Annotated in this window: 16 protein-coding genes; 8 read left to right on the plus strand and 8 right to left on the minus strand. The window is 63.8% G+C overall.

The annotated features are described in order from the left end of the window. Nucleotides 1-304 precede the first annotated feature (304 nt). Both BN2475_RS23305 and BN2475_RS23310 read left to right on the plus strand, forming a co-directional pair. Nucleotides 305-2,497 (plus strand): NHL repeat-containing protein, encoded by a 2,193-nt coding sequence (locus BN2475_RS23305; RefSeq protein WP_245841522.1) that lies wholly within the window; start codon nucleotides 305-307, stop codon nucleotides 2,495-2,497. Nucleotides 2,498-2,606: 109 nt separating this feature from the next. Then, nucleotides 2,607-2,864: a hypothetical protein gene (locus tag BN2475_RS23310; protein ID WP_094781864.1), complete on the plus strand. Its 258-nt coding sequence runs from the start codon at nucleotides 2,607-2,609 to the stop codon at nucleotides 2,862-2,864. A 71-nt stretch (nucleotides 2,865-2,935) separates the two neighbouring features. Here the strand turns inward: BN2475_RS23310 and BN2475_RS23315 are convergent, their stop codons facing one another. From BN2475_RS23315 to BN2475_RS23355, 8 genes are all read right to left on the minus strand, one after another. After that, the gene (locus BN2475_RS23315; RefSeq protein ID WP_094781845.1) at nucleotides 2,936-4,159 is read right to left on the minus strand and encodes a winged helix-turn-helix domain-containing protein; all 1,224 of its coding nucleotides are present in this window, start codon (nucleotides 4,157-4,159) and stop codon (nucleotides 2,936-2,938) included. 156 nt (nucleotides 4,160-4,315) lie between these two features. Further along, nucleotides 4,316-4,597: a hypothetical protein gene (locus tag BN2475_RS23320; protein WP_094781846.1), complete on the minus strand. Its 282-nt coding sequence runs from the start codon at nucleotides 4,595-4,597 to the stop codon at nucleotides 4,316-4,318. Between the two features lie 245 nt (nucleotides 4,598-4,842). Then, entirely contained in the window at nucleotides 4,843-6,573 is a 1,731-nt protein-coding gene (locus BN2475_RS23325) for an FAD-dependent oxidoreductase (protein ID WP_094781847.1), read from the minus strand. An 89-nt stretch (nucleotides 6,574-6,662) separates the two neighbouring features. After that, nucleotides 6,663-7,655: a DedA family protein/thiosulfate sulfurtransferase GlpE gene (locus tag BN2475_RS23330; RefSeq protein ID WP_094781848.1), complete on the minus strand. Its 993-nt coding sequence runs from the start codon at nucleotides 7,653-7,655 to the stop codon at nucleotides 6,663-6,665. A gap of 336 nt (nucleotides 7,656-7,991) precedes the next feature. Then, nucleotides 7,992-8,243 (minus strand): hypothetical protein, encoded by a 252-nt coding sequence (locus BN2475_RS23340; protein WP_094781850.1) that lies wholly within the window; start codon nucleotides 8,241-8,243, stop codon nucleotides 7,992-7,994. Nucleotides 8,244-8,656: 413 nt separating this feature from the next. Then, nucleotides 8,657-10,366, minus strand: a complete 1,710-nt coding sequence (locus tag BN2475_RS23345; protein ID WP_245841525.1) for a methyl-accepting chemotaxis protein — start codon at nucleotides 10,364-10,366, stop codon at nucleotides 8,657-8,659. A gap of 186 nt (nucleotides 10,367-10,552) precedes the next feature. Beyond that, the gene (locus BN2475_RS23350; RefSeq protein WP_094781851.1) at nucleotides 10,553-10,954 is read right to left on the minus strand and encodes a RidA family protein; all 402 of its coding nucleotides are present in this window, start codon (nucleotides 10,952-10,954) and stop codon (nucleotides 10,553-10,555) included. 124 nt (nucleotides 10,955-11,078) lie between these two features. Further along, the gene (locus BN2475_RS23355; RefSeq protein WP_094781852.1) at nucleotides 11,079-12,479 is read right to left on the minus strand and encodes a GntP family permease; all 1,401 of its coding nucleotides are present in this window, start codon (nucleotides 12,477-12,479) and stop codon (nucleotides 11,079-11,081) included. Between the two features lie 311 nt (nucleotides 12,480-12,790). Here BN2475_RS23355 and BN2475_RS23360 point away from each other — a divergent pair, with 311 nt between their 5' ends. From BN2475_RS23360 to BN2475_RS23390, 6 genes are all read left to right on the plus strand, one after another. Then, nucleotides 12,791-14,263: a sigma-54 interaction domain-containing protein gene (locus BN2475_RS23360; RefSeq protein ID WP_094781853.1), complete on the plus strand. Its 1,473-nt coding sequence runs from the start codon at nucleotides 12,791-12,793 to the stop codon at nucleotides 14,261-14,263. Between the two features lie 86 nt (nucleotides 14,264-14,349). Then, nucleotides 14,350-14,610: a hypothetical protein gene (locus BN2475_RS23365; protein ID WP_094781854.1), complete on the plus strand. Its 261-nt coding sequence runs from the start codon at nucleotides 14,350-14,352 to the stop codon at nucleotides 14,608-14,610. Nucleotides 14,611-15,151: 541 nt separating this feature from the next. Continuing rightward, the gene (locus BN2475_RS23375) at nucleotides 15,152-15,355 is read left to right on the plus strand and encodes a hypothetical protein (protein ID WP_094781856.1); all 204 of its coding nucleotides are present in this window, start codon (nucleotides 15,152-15,154) and stop codon (nucleotides 15,353-15,355) included. 146 nt (nucleotides 15,356-15,501) lie between these two features. After that, nucleotides 15,502-16,701: a serine hydrolase domain-containing protein gene (locus BN2475_RS23380; RefSeq protein WP_094781857.1), complete on the plus strand. Its 1,200-nt coding sequence runs from the start codon at nucleotides 15,502-15,504 to the stop codon at nucleotides 16,699-16,701. A gap of 126 nt (nucleotides 16,702-16,827) precedes the next feature. Further along, nucleotides 16,828-17,124, plus strand: a complete 297-nt coding sequence (locus BN2475_RS23385) for an H-NS histone family protein (protein WP_094781858.1) — start codon at nucleotides 16,828-16,830, stop codon at nucleotides 17,122-17,124. Between the two features lie 816 nt (nucleotides 17,125-17,940). Continuing rightward, a complete protein-coding gene (locus tag BN2475_RS23390) occupies nucleotides 17,941-19,542 on the plus strand; it encodes a peptide chain release factor 3 (RefSeq protein ID WP_094781859.1) in 1,602 nt (533 codons plus the stop codon). The last annotated feature ends 123 nt before the right edge of the window (nucleotides 19,543-19,665 follow it).

Genomic DNA, 19,665 nt, shown 5'->3' on the forward strand with positions numbered 1-19,665 from the left:
GCCGTGCTCGCATGCTTTTCCCATTCGCATCCCGCCACTCGCGTAAGCGCCGTCGACACACGCAGCGCTGTGCTGAATGCATACGCGTAAGAATCCAATAGCATTCCAATTCAGCCTAATTATATGCGCGTCGAATTATTTAATTCGAATAACGCGTATTGCGAATTTTTTATCAATAAATTTCCGCTTTTTCTATGCGAGCATAAAACGTCAACATTCACATATGCGCGCTAGCTGACCATTGCGCGTACGTGCGAAAGCGCGCCGGAACCGCTGACCGTGCGCGTTTCACGCCTCGCAAGGAATGACCGTCGTGAAACTTTTCTCTCGCCTGGGCGTGGCTGTGGTTTTAATCCATAGTCTCGTTCCGCTGAATGCGTCTGCGCAATCACAACTCACTTACACCACGTCCTGGATTGGCAATAGTTTTGGGTTTGGCGATGGCAAATGGATGCAGCAGGATATTCAGGCGATTAGCGTTGGCGCCGACGGCACCGTCTATACCAATGCGCCGTGGGACGAGAGCGGCAGCGAAATCGCGGCCTATCGCGCGGGCGACAAACTCGCGGTAGCCGGCTCGACGCATGGCTGGGGCGCCGCCGGCGGCGATGCGGTCGCGGTGAATCACACGTACCTGTATGCGGCGATGTCGATCGGCAACAAGAGCAACGCGCTGGTCGGCGCGGACTATCCGCCGGCCAATCAGACCTGGTACGGCATCACGCGCCGCACGCTGACGAATCTGGCGACCGGCGCGCCGTTCAGCGGCGGCATCGGCAACAGCGCCAACGCGACGAAGAACAGCTTTCTGTCGCTCGAAGCGGTGCCGACGGGAACCGACGCGAGCGTTCGCGGGATCTCCGCCACCGATCGCGAACTGTATGTGGCCGACACCTACGGCAACCGGATCGCTGTGTTCGACGCCGTGTCGATGCAGCCGTTGCGCTCGTGGACCGTGACATCGCCGGGACGCATTGCAGTGGATACCGATTCGACGCTGTGGGTGATGAGCGGCATTTCATCGGGAAACCTAACTATTCTGCACTATGCCGCTGACGGAACCGCGCTTGCCAGCGCGTTGACCTTGCCCGCCGGCACGGTACCGGCCGATATCGCGGTCACGCCGACAGGGCAGCTCCTCGTCGCCGACAACGGGCCGTCGCAGCAGATTCTCGTATTCAACAAGGACGCCAACGGTCGACCGCAGGCCGGCACGGCGATCGGCACACGCAACGGCATCTTCCACTCAATCAAGGGCGTGCCGGGCGACGCGCGTTTCAACGGCATCACCGGGATCGGTGTGGATACGGCGGGCAATCTGTATGTCGCGCAGAATGGTGAAGGGCCGCGCGCACTGGGCTCGGCATCGGTCGGACAGGGCGCGGTGCTCGAAAGTTATGTGTTTGGCTCGCGTACTGTCAACTGGCGGCTGTACGGACTGATGTTCGTCGATAGCGCCGCGTTCGATCCGGCCACGCCCAATTCGGTCTATACGGGCTCGAAGCGATTCACGCTCGATTACAGCCAGCCGGTCGGCCACGAATGGTCATATACGGCCTTCACGCTCGACCGTTTCGATTATCCCGACGACCCCGCGTTCCACCAGCCGCGCGGTGTGCGCGGCGAACCGATGGTGCGCAGAATCAACGGTCAGCCGTTTCTCTATACGCTCGATCCGGGCGCGCATTATCTGAACATCTATCGCTTCGACGCGGCGCATGGCGAGGTGGCGATTCCGTCCGGCCTGCTCGCGCAGAATCCGCTGCCGGGCACGTGGCCCGCGGCGCAGCCGACCTATGGCGAATGGCTGTGGCGCGACAGCAATGGCAATGGCACCGTCGACGCGAGCGAGATCAGCAGCAATCCCGCGACGGGCAGCACGGTCGGCAACGGCTTCTGGTGGGTCGATGCGCCGGGCAACGTGTGGCTCGCCACGCCGCTGAGTGGTATCCGCGAGATGCCGTTGCAAGGGCTCGACTCCGCTGGCAATCCGATCTACACGTACGCCAGTTCGAAGATGTTCGCGATGCCGCAACCGTTCACGCGGCTGGCGCGAATCGTCTACATCGCATCGACCGACACGATGTACGTATCCGGTTTCACGAGCGCGATTCCGTGGGACGCGACGCACTGGAAGGAAGCGGGTCCGGTGCTCGCACGCTACGACAACTGGAGCTCCGGCACGCCGACGCAGCAGTACGCGATCTCGCTGCCCTGGAATACCCAGAGCAATCCGCAAATCACCACAGTGGGGGTGGCGGTGGCGGGCCACTATATCTTCGTTGCGGAGTTGTACACGGCGAAGGTGGACGTATACGACGCACGCACGGGCCAGGCGGTTGGCTACATGACGCCAGGCGCGAGCGTCGGCAACACGAGCGGCTGGGTCGACGTGTATCTCGGCATCAGCGCGGTGCGGCGCGACAATGGCGAGTACGTGGTCCTGCTGGAAGATGACGCACGTGCAAAAATCCTGATGTATCGATGGACCCCTTAACGTGGATCGCGTTCGCGCCGAACACGAATAGACGGCGGCCCACGATCGGTATATAACGAAGTGAAGAATGGCTTGTTCACTGATGCATCAACAGGAGCGACGTTTCATCATGACGCAAGACGTTTCGCCAAAGCCGCCCACGGGCGACCGGCCCGAGCTGGAACACCTCGATGAAGCGCTCAGTCACGTCAATCAGCAGGTATCGTCCGGCGGCATCGCATCGGGCGCAGCGAAGGGCATTCTGTACAGCCTGATCGAAACGCTGGGCGCGCTGGTTGGCGATCCCGATCTGCCGGAGCACGCGCGTTCAGGTTACGAAGGGCTGCTGGAAGCCGCTCGCGAATTGCGCGCGAAGCTGGATCGCTGAAGCGCTCGCGCACCGCTGCCGCGCGAGCGGCACCGCATTGAGCGCGATGAGCGCGGGTTCGCGCGATGTCGTCACGCGTCTGCGTCGTCGACGGTGCTTAATGCAGCACGCCAATCTGCTGGCGCGGACGTGATGGCCAATTGCGGCGTGCCGTGCCAATCGGCGCAACGTTGCAGCGCGCGGCGCAGATCGTCGGCAAGCCGGGCGCTCGGACGCACACCCGGCTCGATATGCAGCGACTTCAGTTCGAACACGCGCTGCGCCCGATGCGCTTTCGCATCCACGCGGCCGACCAGACGGCCCCGGCTGAGCAGCGGCAACACGAAGTAGCCGTACTGGCGCTTCGCCGCGGGCGTATAGCATTCGATCGCATAATCGAAGCCGAATAGTGCGGTGGCGCGCTTGCGATCCCACACCACCGGATCGAATGGCGACAGCACTGTCGTGGCGGTCGACGCGAGCTTGCCGCTCGCAGCGTCGTCGAGCAACGACGCAAAGTCGCGATGGACGAACGTGTCCTGTTTCCAGCCTTCCACGTGCACGGGGATCAGTTCGCCCGCGTCGGCGAGCGCATGCAATTCGTCACCATAGGCGCGGCGCGGCAGCCGGTAGTAGTCGGCGACCCAATCGGCGCGTGCGATGCCGAGTGCGCGGCAGGTGCGGCGCAGCACTTCGGTGGTGACTGTGTGGGCCGGCGGTAAATCGCGTGCATCGTTCCAGTTCGGCAACACTCGCTCGGTCAGGTCGTAGACGCGCTGGAAATTGCGGCGCTCAGCCACCATCAGTTGCCCCAGCGCGAACAGCACTTCGAGGTGACGCTTCTCGGGCTTCCAGTCCCACCAGCCATTGCTCGTGCCCGCCTCGCGGACGAAATCCGCCGAGCGCACCGGGCCCGTCGCGCGAATATGCGCGAGCAGCGCGTCGATGTCCTTGCGATGCTTCTGGTGCCATTCGGCTGCGTATTTCCAGCCCATGCCGCTCGGGTCGAGCATGCGATGGCGCAGCAAGCCGTAGTCTTCGGTCGGCACGAAACAGGCTTCATGCGACCAGTACTCGAACAGCTTGCCTTCGGCGAGATGTTCGTCGAGCCACTGCTGCGGATAGGCGCCGAGGCGGCTGAACAGCACGAGATAAGGACTGCGTGCGACCACGTGGATCGTGTCGATCTGCAGTTGCGCCATGCGGCGGATCGTATCGAGCACATCGGCCTTGACGGCCTTGCGCCGCGGCGGCGACAGCAAACCCTGCGCGGTCAGATGCAGGGTACGGGCTGCGGAGAGCGGCAGAGTCTTCACGCGGGGGTCCGTCGGTAGGTGACTGCAATGAGAGCGGGCGTGCGGCGCGGCCGCGATCTGCCGCCGCTATTGCGGCGTGACTACGGCGTGACAGCGGCGCATGAACCGGCGTGCGCGCAACGCCTGCGAGACCTGCCATCCACACCACTAGCCATGCTACCAGTCACGCCCATGATGCCGCTCCCAGCCGCGATGCCGGCCGTGGTCATGATGCCAGTCGCGGCCGCGATAATAGTCGCCCCGATAGCCGTAGCCATAGACCGGTGCCGGCGCATAGACGACTGGCGGCGGCGGTGCGTAGACCACCGGCGGAGGCACGGCGTACACCGGTCCCGGCGCATTGAAGAACACACCGACGTCGACCCGCGCGAGAGCGGCTGTCGATGCGCAGGTGGTGGTAAGGCCGAAGGTGGCGAATACGATCGCGCGTTTGAGCATGCTTGTCTCCTGTCGATTGGAGTTAGCGCTTTAGCGCTTACTCCAATCCCATGCAAGGCGGTCGATTGGAGTTAGCGCTTTAGCGCTTACTCCAATCCCATGAAATATCGGCCATTCGTTGTCGAATGGCTGACAATCATCTTACGGGACAGAAAGCAATGCAGGTGCAACGAGTTGCAGGCGCATGTAACCGCAGGTTACCCGCCCGCCTTCGACCAACGCCAATGCGAAAGCCCGGCGAACCGTCAGGCGCCCAGCGCGACCGCTTCCGCTGCGGAAACCGCCAGCAGCTGGTGAATCTGCGCGACCACGGCCGCGCCTTCGCCGACTGCCGCCGCCACCCGTTTCGTCGACCCCGCGCGTGCGTCGCCGATCGCGTACACGCCCTCGACCGTCGTGGCGAGATCGCAGGCGGCGGCCGTACCGCCTGCGCCGATGCCGGTCAGCACGAAGCCCTTCGCGTCGAGCCGCACGCCGCACGTGCGCAGCCAGTCGGTATTCGGATCGGCGCCCGTGAAGAGGAACAGATGCCGCGTGTCGAAATGATCGACGCCGTCGGGCAGCGGCTGCTTCAGGCCGACCGATGCCAGTCCGCTTTCGTCGGCTTCGAGCCGGCCGATCTCCGAATTCGGATGCACGAACACATTCGGCAGCGAGCGGATCCGGTCGATCAGATAGCGCGACATGGTCGCTTCAAAGCCGCTACGGCGGATCAATACATGAACCTTGGCCGCATGCGTCGCCAGATAGACGATCGCCTGGCCGGCCGAATTGCCGCCGCCCACCAGCACGATTTCCTGGCGCTTGCACAGCTTGGCTTCGACCGGCGACGCCCAATAGTAAACGCCGCGTCCGTCGAAGCGGTCGAGTCCTTCGAGCGCGGGCCGCCGATAGACCGCGCCGCTCGCGATCACGATCGTGCGGGCGGTGATGTGGCCGCCGCACTTCAGTTCCAGCCGATACGGCGACGCCGCGCAATGCAGCGCCTTGACGTGGACCGGAATCGCGACACGCGCGCCGAACTTCTGCGCCTGCACGAACGCGCGGCCCGCCAGCGCCTGGCCGGAGATGCCGGTCGGAAAGCCGAGGTAGTTTTCGATCCGTGAGCTGGCGCCCGCCTGGCCGCCGGGCGCGCGGCTGTCGAGCACGATCACCGACAGCCCTTCGGACGCCGCGTACACCGCACTGGCGAGACCCGCCGGCCCCGCGCCGACGATCGCGACGTCATAGACATATGAATCATCGAGATCGGGCAGCAGGCCGAGGCAGGTGGCGAGTTCCGGCATGCTCGGATGACGCAGCACCCTGCCGTCCGGGCAGATTACGAGCGGCATGTCCTCGCGCTGCGCGGCGAACTGCTCGATCAGACGCAGCGCATCTTCGTCGCGTTCGTCGATCACCGAATGAGGATGGCCGTTGCGCGACAGGAAGCCTTGCAGCATCACGAGCTGCGCGTCGCTGCTATTGCCGACCAGGATCGGCCCGCCCGCGCCCTTTTCGATCAGCGACACGCGCCGTAGAATCAGCGCGCGCATGATGCGTTCGCCCAGCTCGGCTTCGGCGACGATCAACGCACGCAGCTTCTCGGGCGGAATCAGCAGCGCCTCCACGGCAGTGAGCGCCATGCCGTTCACCAGTGCGGGCCGCTCCGACAATTGCCCGACCTCGGCAAGAAAATGCCCGGCGCCATGCTCGCCGATCAAGACTTCGCGCCCGATGCCATCGCGCTGATAAATCTTCACGCGCCCTTCGAGCACCACGAACATGCCGGGACCGGTATGGCCGGTCTCGAACATCAGCTCGCCGGCCTTCCAGTGACCAATCTCGCCGAACCGGCGCAGCCGGCCAATTTCCTCGCAGGTGAGCGTGGGAAACATTTGATGCATGCGCGTCGAGAGCGACGAAAACGGCGCGTCGGCGACGACTGCCTGTTGTCCTTCGGCGTCCTGAGTCGAGACTTCCTGAGTCGAAAGCATTGAACCGCTCCTTCGGTGTTCATTGACGGATCGAACGGGAGGCGAAGCGGCACGGCGCGCACGCGCGCTGATGCGGGTGTGCTGCCGTGCTAGATGGCCTTCGGCGCGATATGGTCGACCGCCACTTCCGGCGGTGGCATGTCGGGCAGCGCCTCGACCGGCTTGCCCGAGTCGCGCCAGGCTTCCATGCCGCCGCGCAACGGCAGCACGTCGGAGAAGCCGGCTTCGTTCAACTGCTTGGCCATCCATGCCGCGGAAACTTCATTCGGGCACGAACAGTAGATCACCAGCTTCTGATCGTGCGGATAGGTCGCGATGATCTGGTCGAGTTGCCGCTCGTCGGCGAATTGCGAGCCCGGAATCACGAACGGGTCGAGCTTGCGCTTTTCCCGCGAACGGATATCGAACAGCACCGGCGTTTTGTCCGCTGCGAATAGCTTCGCGAGTTCGTCGACTTCGATGCGCGCGGACGCCAGCTTCGAAATCAGCTGACGGCGCCGGATCCACCGATAAGCCGCGTACATCACCAGCAGCGCGACGGCGACGAGTGCCGCCGTGCGGCCGAGGCGCCCAGCGATCGCAAACAGCATGTCGATCTGCCGCGCGAACAACGCGCCGATGATCAGGCCCGTGCCGGACCACAACGCGGCGCCGATGCCGTCGTAGGTGAGGAACGTGCGGTAGCGCGTGCCCATCGCGCCGGCCATCGGGATCGATACGATCGACAGGCCAGGAACGAACTTGGCGATGCCCAGCACACGCACGCCCCAGCGACCGAAAAAGCGCTCGGTCTTTTTCACGCAGGTGTCACGCGACAGTGAGAGGCGGCAAATCGTTTTCAGCGTATTGCCACCATAGATGCGACCGGCGAGATACCACGCACTATCGCCGATCAGCGTGGCGAATATCGACAGGACCAGCACGGGCAGCAATTGCGTACCGATCGAGCCGGGATGCATCGCTGCCATCGCGCCGAACAGCACCAGCGACGGCATCGCCGGCACGGGCAGCCCAAGCGAGGCGGCCAGCACGTTGGCGAAGACGAGCGCCGGCCCATATTGCTCGACGAGATCATGTAGCATCGGCTTACTTCCGCCACCCTTTCGGGTGCGGCGCTGGAAAGAAAAGCGGGAGAATTCAGGAATTATGGACGCATTTTCAAAGCGTGCAACTGCCTGAAGATTTACCCGATATTGAGGTGCTGAACGCGCTAATGCGGCGCGCTGAATCGCTCAAAGCGCGCACTACTGACATGCGCGGAATAAAAGAGAAAACGATCGAACCCGCGTCGCATGCGGGCGCGCGAATCAGGCGCGCTGCACGTGCCGGGCATATCGCGCGATCGCAATTGACTCACGGCGGTAAAGCAGACAAAGCACGCGGCATTCACGCGAGAGCGCGATACCGCAAGCGTCATTTCATTGACGGTGATTATGCTGTTCGCCCGGCAGTTCGGCGCCATGCGCGCGAATCGCGGCAATCAGCTCCGCAGGCGTGATTTCGTAGCGCACTTCGCGGTGTATGCCCGGCTTGCGCTCATCGACCTCGATCAGAAGAATGCCTTTGCCGTCTTCTGTCGATTCGAGGCGCAGCGTGCGGAGTTCGCGCGCCGTTGCGTCGTCGTATTCGGTGAGCAGGGCCATTGACCCGGAGGACCCGGTAATGCGCATCGAGGTTGTCCTTGTTCCGTTGTTGAACGAGCCATTGTACGGGCAGGATGGCGCGCCGTCTGTCACATGCTGGTCACGCGCCGTAGTGTCCAGGCATGGCAATCAGTGTAACGCGACTCCTCGCGGCGACAACCGCATTTTTCGTGCGCCGTGGCGGTGCAACCGTTTTGCCCGGTGTCACACGGCTGACGCACGGCCCGGTTAAGGACGCGCAGCTTGATGCGGCTCGCGCGCACGACTTCGACGATCGTCGACCACCAATCCGGTGCGCAAAAAAATAGCCCGTCTGAAGAAAGACGGGCCGTTAAACGCCGTTGTTACTCAGGTCAGCCTGCCCGTGCAACTGTGGGCACTGACGGCGCTATGGTCGTGTTTCAATAATGCGCTGTCGAGATGGGAGTAATGCCGATCTATCAGATCAATGTCGTTTCTGCCGGCTCGATGTCGTGTGCGCGTGCCCGATGGTGCTGCGCGCCCGAGCTCGTCAAGCCGGGCGCGACATGGTCCGCCGCGGCGGGTGCGAGAGCCCGCCGCGTCCGGCTCGCTGCACGCTGCGCGGGCGCGGCTTCGGCGACCGTGAACAGACGCACCGCCTCGTCGAGCACATCGGCTTGCTCCGCGAGACGTTGCGCGGTGGCTGCGGCCTGCTCGACCAGCGCCGCGTTCTGCTGGGTGGCGCCGTCCAGATGCGAGACCGCCTGATTGACCTGGCGAATCCCTTCTGCCTGTTCGCTGCTCGCGTTCGCCACCTCGACGATGATCGACGACACGCGGCCCACTGCTTCGTCGATCGCGCGCATCTGCGACGTGGTGCGTGCAACCAGTTCCGTGCCGGCTGCGACTTCGGTCGCACTTGCCTCGATCACCGATTTGATTTCCTTCGACGACGCCGCGCAACGTTGCGCCAGCATCCGCACCTCGCTCGCGACCACCGCGAACGAGCGGCCCGCTTCGCCGGCGCGCGCCGCTTCGACCGCCGCGTTTAGCGCAAGAATGTTGGTCTGGAACGCGATGCCGTCGATCACGCCGGTAATGTCGGCGATGCGCCGCGACGCTGCGGTGATGCCGGCCATGGTCTGCTCGACCTGGCCCGCGATCTTGCCGCCGACTGCGGCCGCCGCCTGCGCTTCCCGCGCCAGATCGAGCGCGCGCCCGCTGGCATCGGCGTTGGCTTGCACGGTGGTGGTCAGCTCGTCCATGGTGGCGGCGGTTTCTTCGAGCGAGGCCGCCTGCAACTCGGTGCGCCGTGCGAGATTGACATTGCCGCTGGAAATTTCGCACGCGTTGTCGAGCATGCCGGTGATCTGCGCGCGCACGTCGTAGACGATGGCCGCCAGATTCGCCTTCAACTGATTCAGTGCCTGCAGCACGTCGCCGAGATCGTCGTGACGCGCGATCTCCAGATCGGCGGTCAGATCGCCCGCGGCGAGGCGGGTCGCGAAGCCCGACATGTGGTCGATCGGCGCGCCGAGCTGGCGCGTCAGTACTCGCCACGACACGACGCTGATCGCCGTGGCGACGCCGAACGCAATCCAGAACGGCGCGGGCGGCGTGCCTTGCCACGCGGCGAAGCCGGTCAGCAGCAAGGCCAGCGGCGTGAGCGCATAGCCTGCCGCCGCACGCGTCGCGACCGGCAGGCGCATCAACGTCTCGAGGCGTCCGCGCAGGCCGGTGCGCACCAGCGCGCCCCCGCGCAACCGCACGCCGCGCGACTGGCCCGTGCGCATCCGCGCATATAAGGCTTCGGCGGCGCGCACCGCGTCGCGTTCCGGTTTCACGCGCACGCTGAGATAGCCGACCATCGCACCTTTCTCGACCACCGGTGTGACGTTGGCGCGAACCCAGTAATGATCGCCATTCTTGCGGCGGTTCTTGACGAGGGCGGTCCACGGGCGACCCTCGCGGATCGTCGTCCACAGGTCCGCGAAGGCTTCGCGCGGCATGTCCGGATGACGGATCAGATTGTGCGGCTGGCCGATCAGTTCGTCGCGCGTAAAGCCCGACACGGCGGCGAAGGCGGGATTGCAGTACTGGATGCGGCCGCTCAGATCGGTCGCGGAAACAAGCATGTGTGACGACGGGAATTCGTACTCTTGCCCAGTGACAGGCTGGTTGTTGCGCATGACTTTCCTTGCTGATGCTGACGCGAGCTGGCGCGTTGCTTACTCGATTGCAAGGAATAACGGCATTAACCCCGTCTGCTTTAGGGTCTCCCAGTAAACCACTCAGGTTTATGCTGCGCCGGGCCGTTAACGCAGGGTTGCATCGATACGGTGGGCGCCGGCGTCAAAAGATGCCGCGGGTCAGGATCAACCCGGCCGCTTCGCGATGAAGTCGATCTCGACCAGCGCGTCCCGCGCGAGCGCGGTGACGCCGATGCAGGTCCGCGCAGGCAGCGCGTCGGAGGGGAAGTAAGCGCGGTAGGTGGCGTTCATCGACGCATAGTCGCGCTTGAACTCGGTCAGAAAGATGCGCGCGGCAACCACGTGCTGCAATCCCAGGCCGAGACCTTGCAGGACCAGCAGCAGATTGTCCATCACACGCTGGGTTTGGGCGACGACGCCGTCCGGCAGCGGCGCGCTATCGTCGGTGGGCGAGGTTGGCATCTGGCCGGTGACGAATACCCAGCCGTCGGCTTCAGTGGCATGGGAGAACGGCCCGACGGGCGTCGGGGCGTTCGGGATCATCCAGAAAACGGGAGTTGAGCTCATGGGTTGGCGGCCGCGCGTTCCGATTGTCGAAACGGCTACGCTAACCGATCAAAACTCCCGATGGCGAGCCGCGCGGGCGCCCGAGACGGAGGCTCAGGCAGGCGCCGCGCGAACGGCGCCGCCGTCAAACCAATCCGGTCACGTAAAAAACCGTGATCACGAAGAACACCGCCAACGTCTTGATCACCGTGACCGCGAAAATGTCGCGATATGACTGGCGATGCGTCAAGCCGGTGACCGCCAGCAGCGTGATCACGGCGCCGTTGTGCGGCAGCGTGTCCATGCCGCCGCTGGCCATCGCGACCACGCGGTGCAGCACTTCCATCGGAATATGTGCGGCTTCGGCGCCCTTGATGAACACGTCGGACATGGCCGCAAGCGCGATGCTCATGCCGCCCGACGCCGAGCCCGTGATACCCGCGAGCGTGCTGACCGACACCGCCGCGTTGACGAGCGGATTGGGAATACTCTTCAGCGCGTTGCTCACCACCAGGAAGCCGGGCAGCGCCGCGACCACGCCGCCAAAGCCGTATTCCGACGCGGTGTTCAACGACGCCAGCAGCGCGCCCGCCACCGCCGCCTTGGTCCCGACCGCGAAGCGCGCACTTACGCGGCTGAACGCCGTCAGCACGACCATCACAATGCCGAGCAGCAACGCGCCTTGCACCGCCCAGATCGCGACCACGCTCTTGACCGTGGTTTCGACCGGCGCGTGCAGGCCCGGCAGGATGTCCGGCGTGATGGTGAAAGACGTGCCGTACCAGGTCGGAATCCAGCGGGTCAGCAGGAAGTTCGCCACGCCCACCAGCACCAGCGGCGCAACCGCCAACACTGGATGCGGCAGTTGCTTCGATTCGACGCGCTCCGGCTCGTTGACGAGATCCGTGCCATAGCCTTCGCCGGTCGCCATCGCGGCGCGGCGGCGCCATTCCAGGTACGACAGGCCAACCACGACGATGAACAGCGAGCCGATCACGCCGAGTGTGGGCGCAGCCCACGAGGTTGTCTTGAAGAAAGTGGTCGGGATGATGTTCTGGATCTGCGGCGTGCCGGGCAGCGAATCCATCGTGAACGAGAACGCGCCAAGTGCGATCGCGCCGGGCATCAGACGCTTCGGAATATTGCTCTGGCGGTACAGTTCGGCGGCGAACGGATAGACCGCGAACACCACCACGAACAGCGAGACGCCGCCATACGTGAGCAGCGCACACACCGCGACGATCACCGCATTGGCGCGCGAGCGGCCGATATAGCGGATCGCGGCCGCCACGATCGACTCCGAGAAACCGGACAGTTCGATCACCTTACCGAACACGGCGCCGAGCAGGAAGACCGGAAAGTACAGCTTCACGAAGCCGACCATCTTGTCCATGAAGATGCTGGTGAAAACCGGCGCGACAGCGGCCGGCTCGGTCGCCAGCACTGCGGCGAGTGCGGCGATGGGCGCGAACAGAATGACGCTGTAGCCGCGATACGCGGCAAACATCAGAAATGCCAGCGCGGCGAGGACGATGACAAAGGACATTGAGTCTCCAAAGCTTGGTTGTTCTACATGTACGCCGTCCCGATAGAGCGACGGCACAGTGCCGGCCGAATGCAGGTTCCGTGCCACGCCCATTGCCACCGCCAGCGCGTTGTGGCGCGGGCCAGGACGGAAAACGTGATGCGGCCGATTGTACCCAAACGTCTCCAAAACGGGACGTAAATCAGCCGAAGCTAAGCCGGACCGAGGTCAAACCCTTATGCATCAGGCTTGCTGGCGATCTCTTCAATGAGATAAGCTTGTCTCCAAATTGAGACAGCACCATTAAAACGATAGCCGGAGACTGCGAAAGGATGATGAACGACTGGGCGGGCGTGCCCGCCACCTACGGCGATGTACTGCGCCGGGCAATGGACTCGCTGTTCCGCACGTTCGAGAATTTCAGCGAAGGCACCTTCATCGTCGATGCCGATGCGCGTGTCGTCTGGATCAACAAGCGTTATGCGGCGCGGTTCGGTTTTTCGGACCCGCAACAGGCGATCGGCCGCGATTGCGAAGCCGTGATCCCCAACAGCCTGATGCGCGAGGTCGTGCACACTGGCAAGCCGATTCTGCTCGACATCATGGAGACGGACCGCGAGCCGCTCGTCGTGACGCGCCTGCCGCTCAAGGACGACGCCGGGGCGACGATCGGCGCGGTGGGCTTCGCGCTGTTCGATGAACTGAAGGCGCTGACGCCGCTCTTTTCCCACTATTCGCGTGTCCAGGAAGAGCTGATCGCGACGCGTCAGTCGCTCGCGCAGGCGCGCCGCGCCCGCTATACATTCGGCAGTTTCGTCGGCACGAGCGCGGCCAGTCTCGAAGTGAAGCGCCAGGCGCGCCGCGCGGCGCAGCTCGAATCGCCAGTGTTGCTGCTGGGCGAAACGGGCACCGGCAAGGAGTTGCTCGCGCATGCGATCCACGGCGGCTCGGCGCGGGCGAATCAGCCGCTCGTGACCGTCAACGTGGCGGCCATTCCCGATGCGCTGCTCGAAGTCGAATTTTTCGGCGCCGCGCCCGGTGCTTACACTGGAGCGGATCGCAAGGGGCGGGTCGGCAAGTTCGAGCTGGCGAACGGCGGCACGCTGTTTCTCGATGAAATCGGCGATATGCCGCTGCCTTTGCAGGGCAAGCTGCTGCGGGTGCTGCAGGACAAGGAGTTCGAGCCGCTCGGCTCGAACCGGATCGTGCGCGCCGACGTGCGGATCATCGCCGCGACCTCGGCCGATCTGCCCGCGCTGGTTGCGGCGGGGCGCTTTCGTGCGGACCTGTTCTATCGGCTGAACGTGCTGACGATCCACGCGCCCGCGTTGCGCGAGCGCGCGTCCGACATCGAGGCGCTGGCCTACGCGATGCTCGAGGACCTGTCCACGCAAACGCGCGGCGGCAGTCACTTCGAATTGCAGGACGATGCGCTGCGGCTGCTGTGCGCCTACGAGTGGCCAGGCAACGTGCGCGAGCTGCGCAACACGCTCGAGCGGGCCGTGATGCTCTCCGACAGCGAGCGGATCGACGCGCGGGCGCTGGCGCCGTTCATCGGCTCCGGGCAGGCGGGCGGCCCACGTCCTCGCCTCACGGACGCAGTCCCGCAGGCGCGCGCACCGGAGCCCAGGTTGGACGTGCCGGAACCGGTGTCGTGGAGCGACGCAATGGCTGCGTTCGAGAAGCGCTTTCTGAGCGATGCGCTGCGCGCCAACGGCGGGCGCGTAATCGACACGGCGAACCAGATCGGCATGGGTCGCGCGACGCTCTACAAGAAGATCGCGGCATACGGCATCGACGTCTGAAATGTCTCGCGGGCCCTTGTGACGCAATGCAATAGCCGCGTGGCACAATCGTGAGATCAAAAAACAAGACGTGATCGGGGCATCAAATGAAACGCAATCTTTCCTCCTTCGCACATCCGGTCTGCGCCACGCTGGCGGTCGGCGCCCTCGCCGTGCTGAGCGGTTGCAGCAGCAGCGCGCCGTTGTTTCTTTCCGATGGCCGCGCCACCACGCTGGTTCAATGCCCGGTCGGCTCCGACTCCTGCTCGCAGCAGGCCAGCGCAAGCTGCGGTGGCGCGTACGATGTCGTACGCCAATCCAGCGCAAGCGGCACACTCAGCCTGATCTACGCCTGCCGGGCGAAATAAACCGACGCCAGTGCCAGGCTGGCGCGATTAGCACGACAGACAGCATCCTTTCCTTCGGCCCGCTGCTTTGAAAAGAGCGCCGGTGTTTTCGTTTGTAGAGGTGATCCCATTAGATCGACGCTCCGGCGGATTTCCGCGTTCAGCGCGCCAGCTTCACTGCGATAAGCACACGGCTGTCATAAATATGTGCGCCTAATGTGCATCCGGTCATGGGCTGTATGCAAAATGGTTTTTTACGGGCATGGTTATGCGGTCGGCTTTGAGTTATTGCGTTTTCCGCTGACTCTAAATATCCTTGATCCCCGTTTTCGAGATAAGCGAAGTCGGTGCGGAAGCTAACGGAACGCCGGCTTTGGCGGCAGTATTCTCCTTCCGCGGTTCGCGAATTAACCAGCTGAGCGGTTTTTTCGGTATTTTTTCTGACTGGTCGGCAGTAGACAAGAATTTCCCGTAATGGATAAAGCATGCCGTGCTGGCCGCGACCCGTTCCATGTTTCGAACTTTGCTCTGAAATTATTTCAATAGAATCTCGGGGAAAGCAATGAATCATCATCAGCTCGAAAAAGATATTGAGCATCTGGAACACGTTATTTTGCGTATCTCCGCTGCAGACCGCATTCCTTTGTCCTATTGGCGCAACCGTATCGATTCGGTTTCCGGCGCGGTCCGGATGCCGGCGCAAGCCAATCGGGTCAAACGGCTGGAGGCCGCATTGTCGGCGCTCGAAGGACGGCAGAAAGACTAATGTTAGCGGCCCGGGAAGGCCGTCGTGTACCCTTAGGTCGGCCATGCGCTTTGCAGGCACCGCTTTGCAGCGCGACGGCAACGCGTCGGGCACGCTTGTCCGGCCGTGAGCGGACCCATCTTTCTTTCCACTGACCCGGGGCACAGATGCAACCAGCAGGACTTTGCGCGACTCGTTTGAAGGCGTTGACCAACGCCATGCAAGGCTATGTTGAGCGCGGCGAAGTGGCGGGGGTGGTGTCGCTGGTGTGGCGACGCGGCGAAATCGGCTACTTCGAGCCGCTCGGTTTGCGCGATGAAGCCGCGCAGCTGCCGATGGAGCGCGCCACGCTGTTTCGCATCGCGTCGATGACCAAGCCGGTGACTAGCGCCGCGATCCTCATGCTGATCGAGGAAGACCGTCTCGCGCTCGACACGCCGATTTCGCGGTGGTTGCCGGAGCTGGCCGCACCGCGCGTGCTGCGCGAGCCTGCCGGATCGCTCGATGACACCGACCCGGTCAAAGCGCCGCTCACCGTGCTCGATCTGCTGACGCATCGCGCGGGCTTTGCTTACCACTTCACCGCGACCGGGCCGTTGGCCGAAGCGTACGCGGCCGCTTTCAACGGTTTCGAGGCGCACGCGGACACCGGCGCATGGCTTGCCCGCATCGCGCGGCTGCCGTTGATGTTCCAGCCGGGCTCGCGCTGGCACTACGGTATCGCCACCGATGTGCTCGGGGTCTTGATCGAACGCGTGAGCGGCATGCCGCTCGGCGAGTTTTTCCGCACGCGGATCTTCGAGCCGCTCGGCATGCGCGATACCGCGTTCTGGGTGCCCGACGCGCAGCTGGCGCGCCTCGCGACCGCGTATGGAATCGAACCGGGCACGCGGCGGCGCGTGATCGAAGATCATCCTGCGACGAGCCGCTGGGCGAACCCAAACCGCTTCCAGAGCGGCGGCGGCGGCCTCGTGTCGACGGCGCAGGACTATCTGCAATTCGCGCAGCTGCTGCTCGGACGCGGACGCGTCGGCGCGACGCGGTTGCTGTCGCATCGCTCCGTCGATCTGATGCGCTGCAATTTTCTGACGCGCGACCAGCGGCGCCTGCCCGCTTTCGGACAGGTGCTATGGGCAGGGCAAGGCTTCGGCCTCGGCGTGTCGATCGTCGACGACCCGGCGCAGCAGTTGCCGCTCGGCTATCGCTCGATGGGTTCATTCGGCTGGCCGGGCGCGTACGGCACCAGCTGGTTCGCCGACCCGGTCGAAAACCTGATCGGTCTGATGCTGATCCAGCGGCGGTCGATCGAACCGTTTCCGATGTCGGTCGACTTCGAACGGCGCGTGTACGATGCGATTGACGATTGAGTGCGCGGGCGGCGACGACCGGCTCGGCCGCCCAGGACGGCGCGCGATGGCGGACTGTCTACCCGGCACTTTTTTCGTCTGATAGTGTGCGCACTGCAATTCGCCTAATCGATGGGAGCACCCGCCATGGCTACGTATAAGCAGTTAACCGCCCAACTCGAAAAACTCCACAAGGAAGTCGCGGTCGCCCGCGAAAAGGAAATCGCGCAAGCGATCGCCGACATCAGGCAGAAAATCGCCGAATACGATCTGACCGCTGAAGAACTCGGCTTCACGAGCCCGCGCAAGCCGGCGCGCAAGACGGCCGCGGCGTCGGTCCCCAAGTATCGCAACCCGAAAACCGGCGAGACCTGGAGCGGGCGCGGGCGCTCGCCCAGTTGGCTTGCCGGCAAGAATCGCGAGCGTTTTCTGATCGACGGGTAATGCGCGTGATCGGAGCGCGTTTTCGTGTGACGCTTCGCAACTGCTTCGCGGTGTCGTCAAGCGGCGAATTGTTCTGAAGTGATGTAGTGCGCGATTTATCTCGCACCATTACAGCGGTCCCGAAAACGCTCACCTTTGACTTCAGCTTGGGCGCGGGGCATTGGTTTCGCGACGCGATCCAGGTCAGCTGTCGTTGCTTCGGTGAGCCAGGCTTTGTCACGTGACGCACCGCCGCGCGTGATGGGCGCTGCTGGCCGTTGTGCTTTCAAGGGCCCTGCCGAAAACCCGCGCCAGCCTTTGCTGTCGGGCGTTTCCAGGGATTGCGAAGGAGCGCTTCCGCAATCGTTGAGAGCTTTGTCGCCCGTTACGCGCCGTTCAACGTGTAACTGAACGTCGCATCGTGGGTGCGTGAACCATGCTTCGGTATCTTCACCTTTTGGCGTGCGTCGACAATCGACATTGCCGGTCCCGAAAACACTCACCTTTGCGTTCGCACCACACGCCGCACACCGTGCGCGCGACAGAACCGCCGCTGACTGCGAACCGTCACCGCCCTTGCGCCGACCCTCGCGGCTGGCCCTTTCCCCCGGCCATTGCGCCAGACGTGTATCATTCGTTCCCTGCGCTGTTCTGCGCTGGCGATTCCCGTACTGTCATACGTTTGTTCGTGACCTGTTTCCGACGCGGCGAGGCTGCCAGTCGATGCGGGCTCCAGCCCGATTTCCGCAGCCCGACGCCGCCGCGCAAGGCGCGGCATACCGGCAGCCACGCGCCGCCGGGAACCGCCCGAACCCCTATCCGTGATCGCCCGACCTGATGTCAGTCTCCGAACTCAAACGCCGCCGCACGTTCGCGGTTATTTCCCACCCGGACGCGGGTAAAACCACGCTCACCGAAAAGCTGCTGCTGTTCTCGGGCGCGATCCAGATCGCGGGTACCGTGAAGGGCCGTAAGAGCAATCGCTACGCGACGTCCGACTGGATGGAAATCGAAAAGCAGCGCGGCATTTCGGTCGCGAGTTCGGTGATGCAGTTCGAGTACGGCGACGCCGTCATCAACCTGCTCGACACGCCGGGTCACGAAGACTTCTCCGAAGACACCTACCGCGTGCTGACGGCGGTCGACGCCGCCGTGATGGTGATCGACGGCGCAAACGGTGTCGAAGCGCAAACGCTGAAGCTGCTCGAAGTCTGCCGCAGCCGCAAGACACCGATCGTCACCTTCATCAACAAGCTCGACCGTGAAGTGCGCGAGCCGCTCGAACTGCTCGACGAGATCGAGCAGCACCTGGGCGTCGCCGCCGTGCCGTTCACCTGGCCGATCGGCATGGGCAAGGAATTCCAGGGCGTCTACGACGTCCAGCGCGATCAGGTTCGCGTGTTCCGCGCCGGCCAGGATACGGCGGGCGGCGCGGTGGAAACGCTGCAGGCGCTCGGCGACGCCGAAGGCGAGCGCCGTTTCGGCCACAGCTGGGTGCGCGCGAAAGAAGAGATCGATCTGATCAGCGGGGCGACGCCCGAGTTCGATCGCGAACAGTTCCTGGCCGGCCAGCAGTCGCCGGTGCTGTTCGGTTCGGCGATCAACAACTTCGGCGTGAAGGAAATTCTCGATGCGCTGGTCGATCTCGCGCCGCCGCCGTCGATGCGCATGACCGTGCAGCGTCCGGTGCTGCCGGACGAGCCGAAGTTCACCGGCGTCGTGTTCAAGGTGCAGGCGAACATGGATCTGGCGCACCGCGACCGCGTGGCGTTCATTCGCGTGTGCTCGGGGCGCTTCGAGCGCGGCATGGCCGTGAAGGTCACGCGTTCGAACAAGACCTTCCGCGCCAACAATGTGGTGACGTTCCTGTCGCAACGTCGCGAGACCGTGAGCGAAGCGTATCCGGGCGACATCATCGGTATTCCGAATCACGGCACGCTGAGTCTCGGCGATACGCTGACCGAAGGCGAGCAGTTGCAGTTCGTCGGCTTGCCGTTCTTCGCGCCGGAAATTTTCCAGACCGTCGAAGTGGTCGATCCGATGCGCGCGAAGCAGCTCGGCGAGGCGCTCAAGCAGCTCGGCGAGGAAGGCGCGATTCAGGTGTTCCGTCCGGAAGGCGGCGGCCTGACGATACTCGGCGCGGTTGGGCAACTGCAGTTCGAGGTGGTGTCGCATCGCCTGTCCACCGAATACAAGGTCGACGTGCGGATGGCGCCGGCGCGTTACCGGATGTCGCGCTGGGTGACGTGCGACGATTCGGGCGAACTGCGCCGCTTCACTGATTCGTACGCGGCGCGGATTGCGCTCGATGCGTCCGACGCGCCGACGTACCTGGCCTCGCATGTCTCCGAGATCGAAGTCGCGCAAAAGGCCTGGCCGAAGATCGTGTTCAACGAACTGCGCGAACACTCGGGCGCGCCGTTCAAGAAGGCGATGTGAGTGCCTGCTGCCGCTGCTGTTGCGGCTCCTGCTGCGAATGAATGAAAAGCCGCGCGACGACGCGGCTTTTCAGACTGCTGACAAAGTCCCCCTCAAAGCCTGGCCACGCGCCGGGCTTTGTCA

This window comes from Paraburkholderia ribeironis (assembly GCF_900019265.1).
Classification (GTDB): Bacteria; Pseudomonadota; Gammaproteobacteria; order Burkholderiales; family Burkholderiaceae; genus Paraburkholderia; species Paraburkholderia ribeironis.

Excerpts from the sequence above, each read along its gene's own strand:
- BN2475_RS23390 (WP_094781859.1), top strand. The coding sequence starts at position 17,941 with ATGTCAGTCTCCGAACTCAAACGCCGCCGCACGTTCGCGGTTATTTCC.
- BN2475_RS23385 (WP_094781858.1), top strand. The coding sequence starts at position 16,828 with ATGGCTACGTATAAGCAGTTAACCGCCCAACTCGAAAAACTCCACAAG.
- BN2475_RS23360 (WP_094781853.1), top strand. The coding sequence starts at position 12,791 with ATGATGAACGACTGGGCGGGCGTGCCCGCCACCTACGGCGATGTACTG.
- BN2475_RS23365 (WP_094781854.1), top strand. The coding sequence starts at position 14,350 with ATGAAACGCAATCTTTCCTCCTTCGCACATCCGGTCTGCGCCACGCTG.
- BN2475_RS23310 (WP_094781864.1), top strand. The coding sequence starts at position 2,607 with ATGACGCAAGACGTTTCGCCAAAGCCGCCCACGGGCGACCGGCCCGAG.
- BN2475_RS23340 (WP_094781850.1), bottom strand. The coding sequence starts at position 8,243 with ATGCGCATTACCGGGTCCTCCGGGTCAATGGCCCTGCTCACCGAATAC.
- BN2475_RS23345 (WP_245841525.1), bottom strand. The coding sequence starts at position 10,366 with ATGCGCAACAACCAGCCTGTCACTGGGCAAGAGTACGAATTCCCGTCG.
- BN2475_RS23325 (WP_094781847.1), bottom strand. The coding sequence starts at position 6,573 with ATGCTTTCGACTCAGGAAGTCTCGACTCAGGACGCCGAAGGACAACAG.
- BN2475_RS23355 (WP_094781852.1), bottom strand. The coding sequence starts at position 12,479 with ATGTCCTTTGTCATCGTCCTCGCCGCGCTGGCATTTCTGATGTTTGCC.
- BN2475_RS23330 (WP_094781848.1), bottom strand. The coding sequence starts at position 7,655 with ATGCTACATGATCTCGTCGAGCAATATGGGCCGGCGCTCGTCTTCGCC.
- BN2475_RS23350 (WP_094781851.1), bottom strand. The coding sequence starts at position 10,954 with ATGAGCTCAACTCCCGTTTTCTGGATGATCCCGAACGCCCCGACGCCC.
- BN2475_RS23320 (WP_094781846.1), bottom strand. The coding sequence starts at position 4,597 with ATGCTCAAACGCGCGATCGTATTCGCCACCTTCGGCCTTACCACCACC.
- BN2475_RS23375 (WP_094781856.1), top strand. The coding sequence starts at position 15,152 with ATGAATCATCATCAGCTCGAAAAAGATATTGAGCATCTGGAACACGTT.
- BN2475_RS23380 (WP_094781857.1), top strand. The coding sequence starts at position 15,502 with ATGCAACCAGCAGGACTTTGCGCGACTCGTTTGAAGGCGTTGACCAAC.
- BN2475_RS23305 (WP_245841522.1), top strand. The coding sequence starts at position 305 with ATGACCGTCGTGAAACTTTTCTCTCGCCTGGGCGTGGCTGTGGTTTTA.